11 protein-coding genes and 1 pseudogene are annotated in these 18,247 nt (G+C 69.8%); 6 read left to right on the forward strand and 6 right to left on the reverse strand.

What is annotated here, in order from left to right; all coding sequences use genetic code 11:
* Nucleotides 1-37: 37 nt before the first annotated feature.
* Genes ACFFQA_RS36015 through ACFFQA_RS36025 form a run of 3 tightly spaced genes read right to left on the reverse strand, consistent with a single transcriptional unit; the run spans nucleotide 38 to nucleotide 2,887 of the window.
* Nucleotides 38-871: an aldo/keto reductase gene (locus ACFFQA_RS36015; RefSeq protein WP_377862268.1), complete on the reverse strand. Its 834-nt coding sequence runs from the start codon at nucleotides 869-871 to the stop codon at nucleotides 38-40.
* A 34-nt stretch (nucleotides 872-905) separates the two neighbouring features.
* A complete protein-coding gene (locus ACFFQA_RS36020; RefSeq protein ID WP_377862270.1) occupies nucleotides 906-1,700 on the reverse strand; it encodes an SDR family NAD(P)-dependent oxidoreductase in 795 nt (264 codons plus the stop codon).
* Nucleotides 1,697-2,887 (reverse strand): MFS transporter, encoded by a 1,191-nt coding sequence (locus ACFFQA_RS36025; protein WP_377862272.1) that lies wholly within the window; start codon nucleotides 2,885-2,887, stop codon nucleotides 1,697-1,699. The genes ACFFQA_RS36020 and ACFFQA_RS36025 overlap by 4 nt, the downstream gene beginning before the upstream one ends.
* A gap of 162 nt (nucleotides 2,888-3,049) precedes the next feature.
* On the opposite strand from ACFFQA_RS36025, the gene ACFFQA_RS36030 reads away from it, so the two are divergent.
* The 5 genes from ACFFQA_RS36030 (at nucleotide 3,050) to ACFFQA_RS36050 (ending at nucleotide 8,865) form a co-directional block, all read left to right on the forward strand.
* Nucleotides 3,050-3,502 (forward strand): MarR family winged helix-turn-helix transcriptional regulator, encoded by a 453-nt coding sequence (locus ACFFQA_RS36030; RefSeq protein WP_377862274.1) that lies wholly within the window; start codon nucleotides 3,050-3,052, stop codon nucleotides 3,500-3,502.
* A 447-nt stretch (nucleotides 3,503-3,949) separates the two neighbouring features.
* A complete protein-coding gene (locus ACFFQA_RS36035) occupies nucleotides 3,950-5,335 on the forward strand; it encodes an ArnT family glycosyltransferase (protein WP_377862276.1) in 1,386 nt (461 codons plus the stop codon).
* A gap of 46 nt (nucleotides 5,336-5,381) precedes the next feature.
* The gene (locus ACFFQA_RS36040) at nucleotides 5,382-6,359 is read left to right on the forward strand and encodes an AraC family transcriptional regulator (RefSeq protein ID WP_377862278.1); all 978 of its coding nucleotides are present in this window, start codon (nucleotides 5,382-5,384) and stop codon (nucleotides 6,357-6,359) included.
* Between the two features lie 825 nt (nucleotides 6,360-7,184).
* Entirely contained in the window at nucleotides 7,185-7,979 is a 795-nt protein-coding gene (locus ACFFQA_RS36045) for a protein-sorting L,D-transpeptidase LdtCP (protein ID WP_377862280.1), read from the forward strand.
* Between the two features lie 97 nt (nucleotides 7,980-8,076).
* Nucleotides 8,077-8,865 carry a choice-of-anchor P domain-containing protein gene (locus ACFFQA_RS36050; RefSeq protein WP_377862282.1) on the forward strand — a complete coding sequence of 263 codons (789 nt, stop codon included), beginning with the start codon at nucleotides 8,077-8,079 and terminating at the stop codon, nucleotides 8,863-8,865.
* A 239-nt stretch (nucleotides 8,866-9,104) separates the two neighbouring features.
* Here the strand turns inward: ACFFQA_RS36050 and ACFFQA_RS36055 are convergent, their stop codons facing one another.
* Nucleotides 9,105-9,278, reverse strand: a complete 174-nt coding sequence (locus ACFFQA_RS36055) for a hypothetical protein (protein ID WP_377862284.1) — start codon at nucleotides 9,276-9,278, stop codon at nucleotides 9,105-9,107.
* Nucleotides 9,279-9,740: 462 nt separating this feature from the next.
* On the opposite strand from ACFFQA_RS36055, the gene ACFFQA_RS36060 reads away from it, so the two are divergent.
* Nucleotides 9,741-10,928 carry a macrolide family glycosyltransferase gene (locus ACFFQA_RS36060; protein WP_377862286.1) on the forward strand — a complete coding sequence of 396 codons (1,188 nt, stop codon included), beginning with the start codon at nucleotides 9,741-9,743 and terminating at the stop codon, nucleotides 10,926-10,928.
* 343 nt (nucleotides 10,929-11,271) lie between these two features.
* Here the strand turns inward: ACFFQA_RS36060 and ACFFQA_RS36065 are convergent, their stop codons facing one another.
* Both ACFFQA_RS36065 and ACFFQA_RS36070 read right to left on the reverse strand, forming a co-directional pair.
* On the reverse strand, nucleotides 11,272-12,036 hold the full coding sequence (locus ACFFQA_RS36065; protein WP_377862288.1) for a thioesterase II family protein: 765 nt from the start codon (nucleotides 12,034-12,036) through the stop codon (nucleotides 11,272-11,274).
* A 31-nt stretch (nucleotides 12,037-12,067) separates the two neighbouring features.
* A pseudogene (locus tag ACFFQA_RS36070) lies at nucleotides 12,068-18,214 on the reverse strand (type I polyketide synthase); the annotation flags it as partial.
* Between the last annotated feature and the right edge of the window lie 33 nt (nucleotides 18,215-18,247).

Genomic DNA, 18,247 nt, shown 5'->3' on the forward strand with positions numbered 1-18,247 from the left:
GGCCGGATCACCGACCACACCGGGCCGTCCCCTTCGCTCAGGCGGCGTTGAACTCGTCCGGGTTGGGGCCGGTGCGCTCGTCCTTGTTCAGGGTGGCGATGCGGTCCAGGTCGGACTGGTCCAGCTCGAAGCCGAAGACGTCGAAGTTCTCACCGATGCGCTTCGGGGTCACCGACTTCGGGATCACGACGTTGCCCAGCTGGAGGTGCCACCGGATGATGACCTGCGCGGTGGTCCTGCCGTGCTTGTCGGCGATCTCGGTCAGCACCGGGTCCTTCAGCAGCGCGCCGCCCTGCGCGAGCGGGCTCCACGCCTCGGTGTGGATGCCGAGCTCCTGGTGCACCGCGCGCAGTTCCGCCTGCTGGAGCAGCGGGTGCAGCTCGACCTGGTTGAGCGCGGGCACGGTGCCGACCGCGTCGATCACCCGCTCCAGGTGCGCGGGCTGGAAGTTGGACACGCCGATCGCGCGGACCCGGCCGTCGGCGCGCAGCCGCTCCAGGGCCTTCCAGGTGTCGACGTAGAGGTCGCGCTCCGGGGTCGGCCAGTGGACCAGGTACAGGTCGAGGTGGTCCAGCCGCAGCTTCGCCAGGCTGGCGTCGAAGGCCGCGAGGGTCTTGTCGTAGCCCTGGTCGGCGTTCCACACCTTGGTGGTGATGAACAGCTCGTCGCGGGCGATGCCGGACTTCTCCAGCGCGATGCCGACCCCGGCCTCGTTGCCGTAGATCGCGGCGGTGTCGATGCTGCGGTAGCCGGTCTCCAGCGCGGAGGTGACCGCGGCGGTGGTCTCCTCGTCTGGCACCTGGAAGACGCCGAAGCCCAGCTGCGGCATGGTCACGCCGTTGTTCAGGGTGACCGTGGGAACGCCGCTCATGATGTGTCCTTTCGGTTGGTACGCGGGGGAAAGATCAGGGGATGAGGCTGTTCGCGACGCCGCCGTCGACCCGCAGCGCGCCGCCGGTGGTCGCCGAGGCCAGGTCGGAGGCGACGTAGGTGATCAGGTTCGCCACCTCCTGCGGGCGGATCAGCCTGCCCAGCAACGAGGTGGGGCGGTCCTTGGCCATGAACTGCCGCTCGGCCTCCTCGAACGGGACGTCGGCGCCGTTGAGGCTGCGGATGAACTCCTCGACGCCCGGGGTCAGTGTCGGGCCGGGCAGCACGCTGTTGACGGTGACACCCGTCCCGGCGACAGACTGCGCCATGCCTCGGGAGACCGCGAGCTGAGCGGTCTTGGTCATGCCGTAGTGCACCATCTCGGTCGGGACCTGGATCGAGGACTCGCTGCTGACGAAGATCACCCGGCCCCAGCCGCGCTCCACCATCCTCGGCGTGTAGTGCCTGGCCAGCCGGATGCCGGAGAGCACGTTGACCTCGAAGAAGCGCAGCCACTCCGCGTCCGGGATCTCGAAGACCCCCGCGGGGGCGAAGATCCCGGCGTTGTTGACCAGGATGTCCACGTCCGGCTCCGCGGCGAGCAGCGCGTTCGCGCCCTCCTCGGTCCCGATGTCGGCGGCGGCGCCGCGCACCGAGGACGAGCCGGTCGACTCGGCCAGTCTCTCCACGGCGGACTTCACCCGCTGGTCGTCACGGCCGTTGACGATGACCGTCGCACCGGCCCGCGCCAGCGTCTCCGCCGTGCTGTAGCCGATTCCGGAGGTGGAACCGGTGACGAGCGCGGTACGGCCGGAAAGGTCGATGTTCATCGGGCGATGGCTCCTTGCTTGTTCTCGACGAGGTCGGCTGCCGTGGAGCGCCGGTCCAGCGCTCCGGAGTACAGGGCGACGGCGAGCCCTGCCACTGCGAGCACCGCTCCGATCCAGTTCGGCGCGGTGAGTCCCAGACCGCCTTCGATGGCGGCGCCGCCCAGCCACGCGCCGATCGCGTTGCCGAGGTTGAAGGCGGCGATGTTGGCGGCCGAGGCGAGCGCGGGCGCGCCCTCGGCCTTCTGCATGACGCGCATCTGCAACGGCGGGACCGTCGCGAAGCCGACCGCGCCGAACACGACGATGGTGATCGCGGCGGGGACCGGCGAGTGCGCGGTGAGGACGAAGAGCCCCAGCACGGCGGCGAGCGCGGCCAGGATCACGTAGAGGCTGGGCATCAACGAGCGGTCGGCGGCACGGCCACCGAGGAGGTTGCCCGCGAACAGGCCCGCTCCGAACAGCACCAGCAGCCACGTCACCGCACCGGAGGAGAAGCCCGCGACCTCGGTCATCATCGGCGCGATGTAGGTGAAGGAGGCGAAGACCCCAGCGAAGCCGAGCGTGGTCATCGCCAGCGCCAGCCAGACCTGCGGGTTGCGGAACACGGCGAGCTCGCCGCGCAGGCCGCCGGTGTCCTGGGCGGGCTGACGCGGAACCAGGGTGATGACGCCGACGAGCCCGATCACGCCGAGCACGGTGACCGCCCAGAAGGTGGAGCGCCAGCCGAGCTGCTGACCGAGCGCGGTGCCCATCGGCACGCCGAGCACGTTGGCGACGGTCAGGCCGGTGAACATCATCGCGATGGCGCTGGCCTTGCGGTCGGGGGCGACCAGGTTCGCCGCCACGACCGATCCGACGCCGAAGAAGGCGCCGTGCGACAGGGCGGCGACGATCCGGCCGACCATGAGCAGGCCGTAGCTGTCGGCGACCGCCGAGACGAGGTTGCCCGCGATGAACAGGCCCATCAGCGCGACGAGGATGGTCTTGCGGGGCAGCCGGGAACCGACCGCGGTGAGCAGGGGGGCTCCGACGACGACGCCGAGCGCGTAGCCGGAGATGAGCAGCCCGGCGGCGGGGATCGTCACCCCGAAGTCGGCTGCGACCTCGGGCAACAGGCCCATGATGACGAATTCGGTCGTTCCGATGCCGAAGGCGCTGATCGCCAGGGCGAGCAGGGCAGCGGGCATGTCAGGTCTTCTTTCCCGAGTAGTCTTGTTACCTAGCGCACTCAACAACCCGCGTCCGAGATAGTTGCACACGCTTTCTATTGACGACGCCCGATACTGCCCTATGCAACGAGGGTGTGCAAGTCGTACGCTCGATGTACAAACCGACCGGAGAGGTGAGCCGTGGGACTGTCCGACGACGCGGTCGAGGCGCGAGCTCAGGGATGGCGTGCGCTGGCCGCGCTGCACGCTCGGATCGAGGACGGCCTGGAGCGCGCGCTCCAGCAGGAGCACCAGCTCTCCGTCAGCGAGTACAGCGTCCTGGACGTGCTGGCCAGGCAGGACGGCTGGCACATGCGGATGAACCAGCTCTCCCGCGCGGTGGTGCTCAGCCAGTCCGCGACGACCCGGCTGGTCACCCGCCTCGAAGACCGCGGGCTGCTGCAGCGCTACCTGTGCGCCGACGACCGGCGCGGCATCTACACCGAGGTGACCGCCGAGGGCCACAAGCTGCTCGACGCGGCGCGGCCCACCCACGACACGGTGCTGGACGAGGCGCTCACCGAGGCCGCCAAGCTGCCGGAGCAGGCGCCACTGGTGCGCGCGCTCGCGTCACTGACCACCGCGACCACCTAAAACCTGTGCCGTAGCCCCTCCGCAACGACACCCGAACCCCGCTTCGTGGCTCGCGGCCACACCCACTCGGAGCCGCCACACACACTCCCGCTGTAACGCGTTTTGTCACCTTAATGCGAGAAGAGAGCGCTCTTTTTCGCATTAAGGTGACAAAACGCGAAACTCCCCGACCACGCCAGCCAGAGGACGCGCGCACTGCGGCGCGGCGGGGCGGGACGGGGCGCGGCGGGACGGGGCGGGGCGCGGCGGGACGGGGCGCGGCGCGGCGGGACGGGGCGGGACGGGGCGCGGTGCGGTGCGGTGCGACGGGGCGGGGCGCGGCGGGGCAGGGCGAGGGGGCGAGCGGTTTGATCCACTGATCGGTTGATGGGGGCATCGACCACGGGGGCCGGCGGCGGGGCCGGTCGGTCGAGGCGGCGGGCGGGGTGGGCGCGAAACGCTGCCCCGGTGACTCCCTTCGCAAGAAAGCCGGTGTTCGCCATAGCCGGGGCCGCCGCGCTGCTGTTGCTCATCGGCAGCGCCGTGGACGGCTACTTCTTCGACGAGCTGTACTTCCTCAGCGCGGGCAAGCACCACCTCGACTGGGGCTACGCCGACCAGCCGCCGCTGGTGCCCGTGCTCGCCCGCGCCATGGACTTCCTCTTCCCCGGCTCGGTCATCGGCCTGCGCCTGCCCGCGACGCTGGTGATGGCGGTGACGGTCGTGGTGGCCGCGCTGACCGCGCGGGAGCTGGGCGGGGCGAAGCGGGCGCAGGTGATGGCGGCGGGCGCCGCCGCGATCTCGCTGCACGCGGTGACCATCAACCACTGGCTGACCACCTACACGCTCGACCCGTTGTGGTGGGCGCTGGTGCTGTGGCTGGTGGTGCGGTGGACGCGCACCAGGGACGACCGCGCGCTGCTGTGCGCCGCACTGGTCACGGCGTTGGCCTTGCAGACGAAGTTCCTCATCCCTGTGCTGTGGGTGGCGCTCGGAGTGAGTGTGCTCGCGATCGGCCCACGTGAGCTGCTGCGACGGCCACTGCTGTGGGTGGGGGCGGCCGTGGCGGTGCTGACCACGGTGCCCGGACTGCTCTGGCAGGCCGCGCACGGCTGGCCACAGGCGGAGATGACCCAGGTCGTCGTGCGGGAGGCCGAGATGCAGGGTGGCCGACCGGCGCTGCTGATCGGCGGCCTGATCTCCGCCGGGGTGATCGCCGGGGCGATCCTGTGCCTCTACGGCGGCTGGTTCTTGTTGCGCTCCAAGGAACTTCGCTTCCTCGGCTGGACAGTGCTCGGCGCCATCGCTCTGCTGCTGATCACCAACGGACAACCGCGCTACCTCGCCGGGTTGTACCCGTTGCTCTTCGCCGCGGGGGCCGTGCGGTTCGAACGGAGTGAGCCGGGGCGCTGGTGGAGCTGGGCGCTGAGGTGGCCGGGCTACGCGCTCTCGACGGTCGTGGCCATCGGGTTCGGCGGGTTCGTCCTGGCGGTCCAGATCCCCTTCTCCGCAACGGGTCCCACCGAGACCGCCACGGTCGCCGAAGCCTTCAACCGGCTGCCCGCACCGCAACGCGAGCGCACGGCGCTGGTCGCGTCGATCTACCCGACCGCCGCCACGCTCGACCGGTTCGGCCCGGAGCTCGGGCTGCCGCTGACGCAGAGCCCGCACCGCGGGTACTGGTACTTCGGGCCGCCCGCGGAGGGGAAGGACACCGTGCTCTACGTCGGGGAGGACGTGGACCGGGTGCGGCCGTACTTCGCCTCGGCCCGCGAGGTGGCCCCGCACGTGTGGTTGTGCGAGGGCAGGAACCAGCCGTGGCAGCGGGTCTGGCCCCACCTTCGCTACACCTGAGCCACCCCCGTGTGGCACGGTTGAGCCTGCTGGGAGGTGATGTGGGATGGGTGAGCTCTTCGTCGGCAACGATGTCGAGGAACTGCACGAGCTCGTCTCGGCGCAGTTCGCCCCGCACCGGCTGCGTGTCCTCGCCGACGAGGGCGTCGACGGCCGGTTCCACCTGGCGCACGAGGGAGCGGTGTCGCTGTTCGTGCTGGGCTACGGCGCCGAGGTGGAGGTCGTCCCCGACCGGTTGCCCGACATCTACAACGTGCACCTGCCGCTCGCCGGGGGCGGCGCGCTCATCGTCGACGGTGACGAGGTCGACGCGGCCAGCGTCGTCGGTCCGGGTCAGCGGCTGCGCATGCGCTGGAGCGCGGACAGCACCACCCTGATCGTGCGCATCGGCCGCGACGCACTGGACCGCGCGCTGACCGAGCACCTCGGCGACACACCGAACCGGCCGGTGCGCTTCACACCCACGCTCAACTTCCGCGACGAGGCCGCCAGGCAGTGGGCGGGCTGGGCGCGGAGCATGGTCGACGCCTCCGGGGCCGGGCTGCTGCGACGCTCGCCGCTGGCCGCGCGGCACTTCGAGCAGACCCTGGTGCACGGGCTGCTGACCTTCCAGCCGCACGAGCTCTCGGCGTCGCTCAGCCATGACGGGGTGACCGCGCCCGCGGCCGTGCGCCGTGCGCTGGCCTTCTGCGAGGAGAACGCGGGCGAGGCGATCTCCGTCGGGGACATCGCCGCGGCGGCGCGCACGAGCGTGCGCAGCCTGCACGAGGCGTTCCGCAGCCACGTCGGCACGCCGCCCATGGCCCACCTGCGCACCGTCCGGTTGCGCAGGGCGCACGAGGACCTGGTCGCCATCGCGGCCGCCGACGGCGTCGGCCGGGTCACGGACGTGGCGCTGCGCTGGGGGTTCCTGCACCTCGGCCGGTTCAGCCAGCTCTACCGGGAGCACTACGGGCACTCGCCGTCGGCGACGTTGCGCGGCGATCGTCCGGATTCCGCGGACCGCACCGCGCGGAACGGATAGCCGCCGCGCCCTCACCGTTCCAGGATGACGCGGCGGGCCTCGCGGTCCGCCCCGCCGCTTCCCAGAAGGAGCCCTCGATATGGACACGCCCGTCGCACGGCAGTGGGAATCCGGCTGACCCCGCCGCTTTCCGCACGAGCCGAACGAAAGACGCCCCCGCTGCCCGGGGGCGTCTTTCGTTCATCTCGGCACCGGACGGCGAGGACCTTATCCGGATCTCACATCGCCCGGAACTGAGTCGATCATGGTGACGGAAAACGCCTTGCAGGGCAAATCGCTTGCCGGTAAGGCATTCCCGAGAGCCAACGAGTATCCATCTCGGCATTGTGGACCGTAACGCCGCGCTCCGCCGCGACGATAGGGATCTCTCTCCGACCGGCCACGACGGTGTGCACCCGGAAAGGGCAGGCGCGGCAGCGCCCGCCGCCACAGCAGCACCAGCCGTTACATCGTCCCCGAACGATACCCGTTCGGGTGATCCCCCTCGGAGTCATCTGACCTGGGGAAACGTCCCAATCCCGCTGGTTGCGTGTTGGGGCCGTGATGTTGTCCGGCATTGACCGTGGCCATTTCGCTGAAGTAGGAAGTTGCCGCACAGTCTTGGTTTTCGACTAACGCTTGTCGAAGACGACAACGATGGTCACCGCTATTCAGCCCGTCCGCTCACTGGCTCCGCCACCGACCGGCCCGTCGGCCGTGCTCACCGGTTCAGCGTGGACGCCTTCGGACAGGGCCGAATGTTCGTCGCTTTTCCAGCGCGCGGCGACCGGCGCGGCACAACCGCGTTCCCACCCCACATGTGAATTCGGAGTCAAGGTCTTTCTGATGGCTAGAACCGCGTCCGTCCCCCGCACGGTGCTGACCGCTCTGCTCGGCGTCGTGACCGTGGCCCTGCTCAGCGCGGGCTGCGGCTCCGGTGACACCCCGGCGCAGGCCGCGCCCGCCGAGCTGAACCAGGCCGACCTGGCCGTGCTGCCCGACCTCAACACCTTCGGCAAGATCGACAACGCCCCGCTCGACCCGGCGCCGACCGCGCCGTCCACCGGCAAGGTCCTGAAGGTCACCAAGGAGCTGCCGACCTACGACAAGCCGGGCGGCAAGCCGTTCGGCAAGCTGCCGACGCTGCAGGTCGGCTCCCCCACCTGGGTCCCGGTCATTGCCGAGCAGGGCGAGTGGGCGCAGGTGCTGCTGCCGTCGCGGCCCAACGGCCTCGCGGGCTGGATCCACACCCCGGGAGCCACCGAGTCGGCACCGAACCCCTACACCGTGAAGATCAACCTGGCCGACTACAGCCTGGACATCCTCCGGGACGGCAAGTCGCAGGGCACCCACAAGGTGGGCATCGGCAAGCCGGAGTTCCCCACGCCCAAGGGCAGGCACTACCTGATGGCCTCCATCGAGGAGACCAAGAACACCTACAGCAAGTACGTGCTGCCGCTGTCCGCCCACTCGGACTCGCACGAGACCTTCGGCGGCGGCCCCGGCACGGTCGCGCTGCACACCTGGCCGACCAACGAGCACATCGGCAAGAGCGACAGCGACGGTTGCATCCGGGTCACCCCCGAGACGCTGACCAAGCTGATGGAGCTGCCGCTGGGCACGGTCGTCTACGTCGCCTGATCTTTCCTCATCCCCGGTCACGGCCGGGTCGCGTCGGGAACGCGCCGCAAGCGCCCGGCCCTGGCCAGACCGCCCATTCACCCTGAAAGGTTTTTCCTTGTCCAGCAAGAAGATCCTGGGCGCGCTCGCCGCGCTCGCCGCCGCAGGACTCGTCGCTGCGCCCAGCGCGTCCGCGACGCCCTCCGCCGCCGCGGGCGAGGCGTTCGCCCTCTCGGCCAAGGGCCTGCTCAACATCGACCCGCTGCCGCAGGTCACCGGCGCGCACGGCTACGACCACAAGAAGGTCGCCGAGGTCCCGGCGAAGTCCGTCCACGTCGCCGCCCTGGAGGCCGAGGCGGGCAAGCGCAACGCCAAGGCCACCGTGACTCGCCTGTCGATCGACCTCGGCCCCGACCTGCTCAAGGAGCTCAAGCTCGGCGGCGGCCCGCTGCTGGCCGCGCAGGTCATCACCGCCAAGTGCGACAAGGGCACCGCGTCCTCGTCGCTGGTCGGCGCGAAGCTGCTCGGCAAGCCGCTGGACGTGTCCGTGCCGCCGAACACCGGCATCGAGGTGCCCGGCCTGGCCAAGGTCATGCTCAACGAGCAGGTGAAGAACAAGAACGGCACCACCACCGTCAACGCGATCTCCATCAAGGTCTCGGAGCTGCAGAAGATCACGGTGGCGTCCGCGACCTGCGCGAACGGCAAGGACGACGGCGGCGACGGCGGCACCGGCACCACCAAGCCGAGCACCCCGAGCACCACCAAGCCGGCCACCAGCACCCCGGCGACCACCAAGCCCGGCGGTGGCTCCCCCAGCACGACGGAGACGTCGTCCTCCGACGCCGGCAGCGGCATCGCGCCGAAGCCGACCCCGATGCCCGCACAGCTTGACGTGACGGGCTGATCCCAGTGACAGCGGTGCCCGGCCGGGAGCTTCCCGGCCGGGCACTGTCGCATGTCCGCCCGCTTCTGGCGAGAAGGACCGGATTCGTCCACAAAGGACTGAACGTGCAAGAGCCGGGAGGGGACCGGCTGGAACGGTCCCCTCCCGGCCGCTGGAGGTCCGGCGACGCAGGGCGTCGTCGCCGGACCGGTGCCGGCGCCGTCCCGCTGGGGGTTCGGGGTGCGCCGGGGCCGTCCGGGTCAGGCCTTGCTGTTGACCATCGGCAGGCTGACGGCGATGCCGATGACGACGCCGATCGGGATGAGGATGCCCGGGTTGAGCACGAACAGACCGCAGAGGCCGCCGACCACACCGCCGATGATGGCGGCGACGGACATGACCAGAATCTGCTTGTTCTTGTCCGGCTTCGTCATTGTTCCTCCTCGGTGCTGGACCTCGAATAATCCAGCGAGTGCGATGGCGGGCTACCGTTCACACCTCGGCTCAGGATTTTCGAAGCAAAGATGCTACCGGTGTCACTTCCGGCGTATATCAAGTTGTTTACCCATTGACCGGGGTCACCCCGGCGATTCCGCCGAGGGCCGGTCCTGCCTGGCTTGGCCGCTGCGGCCATGACACAAGACTGCCCCTGAGCCGCGCGGACCGCCTAGGTGTCCTGTCACGAGCTGCCCGTGACAACTGTCAGGAGGAAAACCGGACATTACGGGTGGCCTGGCTGCTGAGAGAGATTCCGCGCGCAAATCGGGTACGCACCGTCACGGCCCGTCCCGCCCCGTGGTTAGGGGTTGCGACTTATTCCTTACCCGGCCCGCGAATAGTAGTTTCAGGGGCCGCAGCGCAGTCAGCAGCAGTCTGCCAGAAGGGTCCCCGCCGTAATGGCTCACATCGCTTTCTTCGCCCCGTCCGCAGCCGGGCACATCAATCCCACCCTGGGCATGGTTGCCGAGCTGACGGCTCGCGGCCACCGGGTCACCTACGCCACGACCCCCGTCTACGCGGAGCGGGTCGCCGAGGCGGGCGCCGAGATCGTGCACTTCGACACCACCATCGCGCCGCCGCCGGACAAGCCGTTCAAGCTCAGCGGCGTCGACCTCTCCCGCGGCCTGCTGGCGAACCTGCGCGAGACGCGCACGGTGTTCCCGAAGCTGTTGCCCTTCTACGAGCGGAACACACCGGACCTGGTGATCTTCGACGGGATCGCCGCGTGGTGGGGCAGGCTCATCGCGCAGAAGCTGGGCGTGCCGTGCATGCCGGACTGGACGACCTTCGTGTCCAACAGCGAGTGGTCGCTGATGGGCCCCTACATCAAGCCGAACCCGTTCGACCTGCGGCTGTGGGGCTTCGCCATCGGAATGCAGCGGCTGGCCTCGAAGGCGAAGCTGACCATGGCGGAGCTGGTCGACGGCACCGGGACCGGGGTGCGCGGGCAGCTGGTGTTCATGCCGCGCTCGTTCCAGTTCGCGCAGGAGAGCTTCGGCGAGGAGTTCCACTTCATCGGCCCGTGCCTGGGTGAGCGCGCCAGCCAGGGCGAGTGGCAGCCGCCCGCGTCCGGCCGCCCGGTCTGCCTGGTCTCGCTCGGCACGATCTACACGGCGCGCCCGGAGTTCTTCGCCGACGTGATCAAGGCGTTCACCGGCTCGAAGTGGCACGTGGTGCTGGCGGTGAGCGACCGGGTGGACCGCTCGCTGCTCGGTAAGATCCCGGAGAACATCGAGATCCACTCCGCGGTGCCGCAGATGGCGATCCTGCCGCACACCGACCTGTTCATCAACCACGCGGGCATCACCAGCGTGATGGAGGCGGTGCACTTCGGCGTCCCGATGATCGCGGTGCCGCAGATGGTGGAGCAGCGCGCGACGGCGGACCGCATGGAGGCGGTGAACATCGGCCGTCACCTGCCGCCGGAGAAGGTGACCGTGGACGTGCTGCGGAAGCTGATCGACGAGGTCTCCGAGGACCAGAGCATCAAGGACAGCCTGGTCACCTTCAAGAAGGAGCTCGACGAGGCGGGCGGCACCACCGCCGCGGTCAAGATCATCGAAGAGGTCGTCGGCACCCCCTAGCGCCTGTCCCGCCAGCCGTCCCGATCCCCCGAACCTCCGCCCCCGTCCCCCGCCCCCCGTGCCCCCGTCCCCCCGTCCCCCGTGCGCGCCACCCCCGTGCCCACGTGGGCCAGCTGGCGTGGTCGAGGTTTTCGCGTTTTGTCACCTTGATGCGCGAAAGAGCGCTCCCAAATCGCATAAAGGTGACAAAACGCGAAATGAGGGGCACGAGGGGGGTGAGGGCGCCAGGGGGGAGGAGGGCGCCAGGGGGGTGGGGTGGAGTTACCGCGTGCAGGGCACCCCTAGGCGCATAGGGGTACCCCACCGCGGGTGTTGGCGTGGCTGGAAAGCCGCCGCGGCCCCGTCAGAGGGGGGTGGGGTGGAGGAGGTGGGTGCGGATCTCCGCCGCGAGGGGGCCCGGGGTGTCACCGAAGTAGAAGTGGCCGCCCTGGAAGGTCTTCGAGGTGTAGGAGCCCGTGGTGTGGCTGGCCCAGCCGTCCAGGTCCTCGGGACTGACGCGGGGGTCGGAGTCGCCGCAGAGGCCGACCACCGGGGAGCTCAGGGCCGGTCCCGGGGTGTAGGCGTAGGTCTCCGCCGCCTTGTAGTCGTTGCGGATCGACGGCAGCACCATCCTGATCAGTTCCTCATCGCCGAGCAGGGACGACTCCGTTCCGCTCAGGCGGGCGATCTCGGCGATGATGCCGTCGTCGTCGCGCTTGTGGATCTCCGCGCTGCGGTGCAGTGACGGGGCGCAGCGGGCCGAGACCAGGAACCGCTCCACCGGGCGGCCGTGGTCGTGCTCCAGCCGCCGCGCCACCTCGAAGCCGACGGTGGAACCCATGCTGTGGCCGAAGAACGTCAGCGGCCGCCCGGTCAGCGGCATGATGGCCTCGACGACCTGCTCGGCCAGCGTCACCACGTTGTCGACGCAGCGCTCGGCGCGGCGGTCCTGGCGTCCCGGGTACTGCACGGCGAGCACGTCCACCGACGGGGACAGCGCCTCGGAAAGCTTGAAGAAGTAGCTCGCCGAGCCGCCCGCGTGCGGGAAGCACACCAGGACCGGCGCGTCGTCGGCCGGGGTGTGGAACCTGCGGAACCACAGGGACAACTCCGGGGAGAGCTCCAGCATGGGGTCGTCCTTCCCTTCACACTCGCCCGGGCTAGGCCAGGCCCTCGATCCACTCGTTGATCGCCGACGCGGTCTGGCTGGAGTACTCCTCCAGCATGGAGAAGTGGTTGCCCGGCACGTCGACCACGTCGTGCGGGTACTCCCAGAAGGAGCGCCAGTCCTCACCGAGTGCGCGCATCGAACCCTGCGACAGCGGCTCGGTCGCCCGCACCAGCAGCGTACGGGTGTTGATCTCGTCCGGACCCCACTTCCCGAAAAGTGTGAGGTACCAACCCATCGCGGAGAGCCTGGCGTCGTCCATGGTGACGAACACGCCCTCGCGCTCGACCATGCCGTCCATCAGGGACAGGCCGAACTGGTTGATCAGGTTGCTCTTCGGCGTGTAGGTGTCGACGAGCACCACGCCGGCGGGCTGCTCCCCGACGCTCTCCAGGTAGCCCGCCGCGGCGTGCGCGAACCAGCCGCCCGCCGACGATCCGAGCAGGACGATCGGGGCGCCGTCGGCGTCGCGGCGCACCGCTTCGGCCTGCGCCTGGATCACCGCGGCGATGTCGGTCGGCAGGCTCTCGCCCCGGTTGAAGCCGGGCACCGCGAGCGCGGAGACGTTGCGCTGCCCCCGGAAGCTCGCCGCGAACCTGGCGTACTGGTGGATGCCCGCGACCGCGAGGCACGAGGAGAAGCAGTAGACCTTCTTCTCCGCGTCACCGCGCGAGAGCAGCACCGGCTTCGGCATCTGCTGGAGCTTGTCCAGGTCGTCGGAGCCGGTGAACATCGGGCGCAACGCGGCGGCGGCGCGCAGCAGCTCGAAGATCTCCGCCCACTTGCCGGTCTGGAACGCGTCCATGTACAGCGACATCAGCGTGGTCCCACCAGCGTCCGAAGTGGACGGTGCGGCGGCAGCCGTTGCCTCGGTGGGCGCGGCGGTTCCCAGCTCCTGCACCAGGTGTGCCGCCAACGCCGCGGGGTCCGCGTGGTCGAAGACCAGCGTGGCGGGCAGGCGCAGGCCGGTGGCCGTGGCCAGCCGGTTGCGCAGCTCGACGGCGGTCAGCGAGTCGAAGCCGGAGTCGACGAACGCGTGGTCGGCGCTGATCGCCGAGGAGTCGGCGTGGCCGAGCACCGTTGCGACGTGCTCGCGGACCAGGTCCAGGACTGTGCTCAGGCGCTGCTCCTCGGTCATCGAGGCCAGCTTCTGCGCCAGGCCGCCGCCAGAGGCCGCGCCACGGGACTTCGCGGTGCGCCGCGACGGAACCCTGACGAGGCCGCGCAGCAGCGCTGGGGCGGAGCCCGAAGCGGCGTTGGCGCGCAACGAGGTCATGTCCAGGCGCATCGGGATGACCACGCCTTCGCCGAGGCTCAACGCGGTGTCGAACAGCGAGAGGCCCTGTGCGGTGGACAGCGGCGCGATGCCGGACCGGTTGCCGCGCCCGGTGTCCGCCATGCTGCCCTCGCTCGCCCACACGCCCCACGCGAGCGACACAACCGGACGGCCCTGCTTGCGCAGGCTTTGCGCGAACGTGTCCAGGAACGTGTTGGCCGCCGCGTAGTTGCCTTGACCGGCACCGCCGAGGACACCGGCCGCAGACGAGAACAGCACGAACGCGGAGAGATCGAGGTCCTTGGTCAGCTCGTGCAGGTTGACCACGGCGTCGACCTTGGGCCGCAGAACGGTGTCGATGCGCTCCGGGGTCAGTGATGCCATCGTGCCGTCGTCCAGGACACCAGCGGTGTGCACGACCGCCGACAAGGGGTGCTCCAGCCCGTTGATCACTGCCGCGAGAGCGTCCCGGTCGGCCGAGTCACACGCGACCACGGAGACCGAAACACCTTCTGCGGCAAGGGAGTCACGGAACTGCTCAGCACCTTCGGCTGCGAGGCCGCGGCGGCTGGTCAGAACCAGGTGCTTCACACCGTGTTCGGCGACCAGGTGCTTCGCCAGTGCCTTGCCGAGCGAGCCGGTGGCACCGGTGATCAACACCGTTCCGTCGGCCGGGAACTCGACCGCGTCGAGGGTGTCGGGCACCGCGATGCGCGCCAGGCGTGGAGTGTGCGCGACTGCCGCGCGAACGGCCATCTGCGGTTCGGTGCTGTTGAGAATCGTGGCGAGCGCGTTGTGACTCGTCGGGTCGTCGTCGATGTCCAGGAGGCCGATGCGGTCCGGCATCTCCGACTGCGCGGAGCGGAGCAGGCCCCACAACGCCGAGTTCGCCAGGTCGGTGATCTCGTCGGTCTCGGTGGCCTGCACGGCTCCCGTGGTGACGAAGACCAGCCGCGAGTCGCTGAAGCGGTCATCGGCGAACCACTGCTGGACGAGCTCCAATGCGGCGGCCGTGGTCTCACGAGCGGCTGTGGGAACACTGCCGGAGATCGGTCCACATGGGACAAGAACAACGCCGGGAGCTGAGGTTCCGGTGGACAATGCACCGGAGAGCGAGTCCAGGTCGGCATAGGACTCGACGTGCACCCCGGCCCCGTCGAGGGCCTCGGTGATCTTGAGTTCGTCCAACCCGACCAGCCCCGCTCGGCGGAGTGGCGCTCCCGCGACCGACGTGGCCGTCCAGTCCAGCCGGAACAGCGACTCGTGCAGGTTCGCCGGCGCGGCGGCCGTGGTCGTGGTGGCCGCCATCTGCCTCAGCACCAAGGCTTCCACGTCGGCGACCGGATTGCCTTCGGCATCGGCGATGGTCAGCGTGACGGAGTCACCACCGGCGCGCGCGAGGCGGACCCGGACCTCCTCGGCACCGGAAGCGTGCAGAGACACTCCGGTCCACGAGAACGGGAGTCGGCCACGGGTCGGGTCCTCACCGGGGTCGAGCAGCGACGCGCCCAGTGCGATCGGGTGCAGGGCGGCGTCGAGCAACGCCGGGTGCAGCCCGAAGGCAGCGGCGTCCTCGCGCTGCTTGGTCGGCAGGGCGACCTCGGCGTAGACCTCGTCCCCCTTCGCCCAAGCAGCGCGCACACCTTGGAATGCCGGTCCGTAAGCGAAACCGTTGCTGGCGAAGCGCTCGTAGAGGTCTTCGACCTCAAGCTCCTCGGCGTCGGCAGGGGGCCAGGCCGCCAACGACGAAGCGGGTTCGGCCGCACCGACCGCGAGCAGGCCGGTCGCGTGGCGAACCCATGTCTGCTCGGCGAACTCGCTGTCGTCGCGGGAGTAGATGTTCAGCTCGCGGGCACCCGACTCGTCCGGAGCACCGACGCTGACCTGAAGCGAGACACCGCCCTTTGTGGACAGTGTGAGCGGGGCCTGCAAGGTGAGGTCTTCGACTCGGTCGCAGCCCACCTCGTCACCGGCGCGCACCGCGAGTTCCAGGAAACCCGTTCCGGGGAACAGGATCGTCCCGCCGACCGCGTGGTCGACCAGCCACGGGTGGGTCTGCGCGGAGAGGCGTCCGGTGAACACGACTCCGTCGGTGTCGGGCAGCTCCACGATCGCACCGAGCAGCGGGTGCTCCGCACCACGTTGTCCCGCGCTGGCCACGTCACCGGTCTCGGCGACCGCGTCGAGCCAGTACTTCTCACGCTGGAAGGCATAGGTCGGCAGGTCAACGACCTTGGCGCCGGTTCCCGCCAAGTACTCCGTCCACTTCACCACGCCCCCGGCGGTGTGGATGCCGGAGAGGGCGGCGAGCAGCGTGTCGATCTCGTCGCGCTCGCGGCGCTGCACCGACGCCAGGGTCGCGCGGTCGGGGTTGGCGAGGCAGTCGGCTCCGGCAGCGGTGAGCACTCCGTCCGGGCCAAGCTCCAGGAATCGCGTCACACCAAGGCTTTCCAGGGTGCGGATACCGTCGTGGAACCGCACGGCCTGGCGAATGTGGTCCACCCAGTAGTCGGCCGTGTAGCCGGTGACGCGCTGACCGTCGAGGTTGGAGATGACGGGGATCTTCGGCGCGGTGAAGGTGATCGTCGCGGCGACCTTGCGGAACTCCTCCAGGACTCTGGCCATGTGCGGGGAGTGGAAGGCGTGGCTGACCTTGAGGCGCTTGGTCTTGACGCCCTCGGCCTCCAGCGCCGAGGCGATCTCCAGCACCGCGTCCTCGTCACCGGCGATCACCGTGGCCTCGGGGCCGTTGACCGCGGCGACGCTGACCTTCTCCTCGCGACCGGCCAGGTGCGGGGAGACCACGTCCTCGGCCGTACGGACGGAAACCATCGCACCGCCCTCGGGCGCGGACTGCATCAGCCGGGCGCGGGCGGTGACCAGCGTGGCGGCGTCGGCCAGGGACAGGGCTCCGGCGACGTGCGCGGCGGCCAGTTCACCGATCGAGTGGCCGATGAGGAAGTCCGGCTTCACGCCCCAGCTCGTGACGAGGCGAAACAGGGCGACCTCGACGGCGAAGAGCGCGGGCTGCGTGTACTCGGTGCGGTCCAGGCCGTCGCCGTCGGCGATGACCGAGGCGATCGGCCGGGCGAGGTGCTTGTCCAGCTCGGCGGCGACTTCGTCGAAAGCCTTGGCGTACCCGGGGAAGTCCTTGTACAGCTGCTGGCCCATGCCAATGCGCTGAGCGCCCTGGCCGGTGAACTGGAACGCGGTCTTGCCGCCGACCGCACGTCCGGTGACGGCACCGACCCCGTCCAGCGAGTTCAGTCGCGCGACCAGGTCCTCGCGGGCAGAGGCGTACACCACCGCGCGGTGCTCGAAGGCGGAACGCGTGGTGACCAGGGAGTGGGCGATGTCCACTGTGGATAGCGGAGACGACTCCACAAAGGATGCGATGCGGGTGGCCTGCGCACGCAGCGCCTCAGGGGTCTTGCCGGAGAGCACCAGCGGGATCACCGGGACCGAGGCGGTGACTTCGACCGGCTCCTCCTCCACCGGCGGGGCTTCTTCGAGGATGACGTGCGCGTTGGTGCCCGAGAACCCGAAGGACGAGATGGCTCCACGACGCGGGTTCTCACCACGTGGCCAGTCGCGGGCCTCGGTGAGCAGCGAGACCGCGCCGACCGACCAGTCCACATTGGACGATGCTGTGTCGGCGTGCAGCGTCTTCGGCATGACACCGTTGCGCAGGGCCATGACCATCTTGATCACGCCACCGACACCGGCCGCTGCCTGGGTGTGGCCGATGTTGGACTTCAACGAGCCCAGCCACAAGGGCTTCTCGGCGGTGTGCTCCTGGCCGTAGGTGTTCAGCAGCGCCTGGGCCTCGATCGGGTCGCCCAGCGAGGTGCCGGTGCCGTGCCCTTCGACGAGATCGACCTCGTCGGCCTGGAGGCGGGCGTTGGCCAGCGCCGCCCGGATGACGCGCTCCTGAGAGGGGCCGTTCGGTGCGGTCAGCCCGCTGGACGCGCCGTCCTGGTTCATCGCCGAGCCCTTGACGATGGCGAGGACCTTGTGGCCGTTGCGCTGCGCGTCGGACAGGCGTTCGACGGCGATCATGCCGACGCCCTCGCCCCAGCCCGTCCCGTCGGCCGAGTCGGCGTAGGCCTTGCAGCGGCCGTCGGGCGCGAGGCCGCGCTGGCGGGCGAAGTCCACGAAGGCGACCGGCGTTGACATGACCATCGAGCCGCCGACCAGAGCGAGGTCGCACTCGTTGTGGCGCAACGACCTCGCGGCCAGGTGCAGTGCGACCAAGGAGGACGAGCACGCGGTGTCCACGGTGACCGCCGGGCCTTCGAGGCCGAGGATGTAGGCGATGCGACCGGAGGCGATGCTGCCGGAGTTGCCCGCGCCGAGGTAGCCCTCGACGTCGTCCGGAACCGTGGTCAGTCGGCGGCTGTAGTCCTGGTACATCACGCCTGCGAAGACACCGGTGCGGCTGCCCTTGAGCGATGCCGGGTCGATTCCCGTGCGCTCCAGTGCCTCCCACGCCGTCTCCAGCAGCAGCCGCTGCTGCGGGTCCATCGCGACGGCCTCGCGCGGGGAGATGCCGAAGAACGCCGCGTCGAAGTGGTCAACGTCGTCGACGAAGCCGCCCTCGCGGGCGTAGGAGGTGCCCGGGACGTCGGGATCGGGGTTGTACAGGGCTTCCAGGTCCCACCCTCGGTCGTCGGGGAAGTCGCTGATCGCGTCCGTCCCGGAAGCGACCAGCTCCCACAGCTGCTCCGGCGTGCTGACCCCGCCCGGGTAGCGGCACGCCATGCCCACGATCGCGACCGGCTCCTCGAAGGACTGGAGCCGTTGACGAGTGCGGTGCAGATCAGCCGTCACCCGCTTCAAGTAATCCCGAAGCTTGTCCTCACTCACCGCGCTACCGCCACTTCCTCGTCGTCGTCA

The sequence above is a fragment of the Allokutzneria oryzae genome (genome assembly GCF_042429765.1).
In the GTDB taxonomy this organism is placed as follows: Bacteria; Actinomycetota; Actinomycetes; order Mycobacteriales; family Pseudonocardiaceae; genus Allokutzneria; species Allokutzneria oryzae.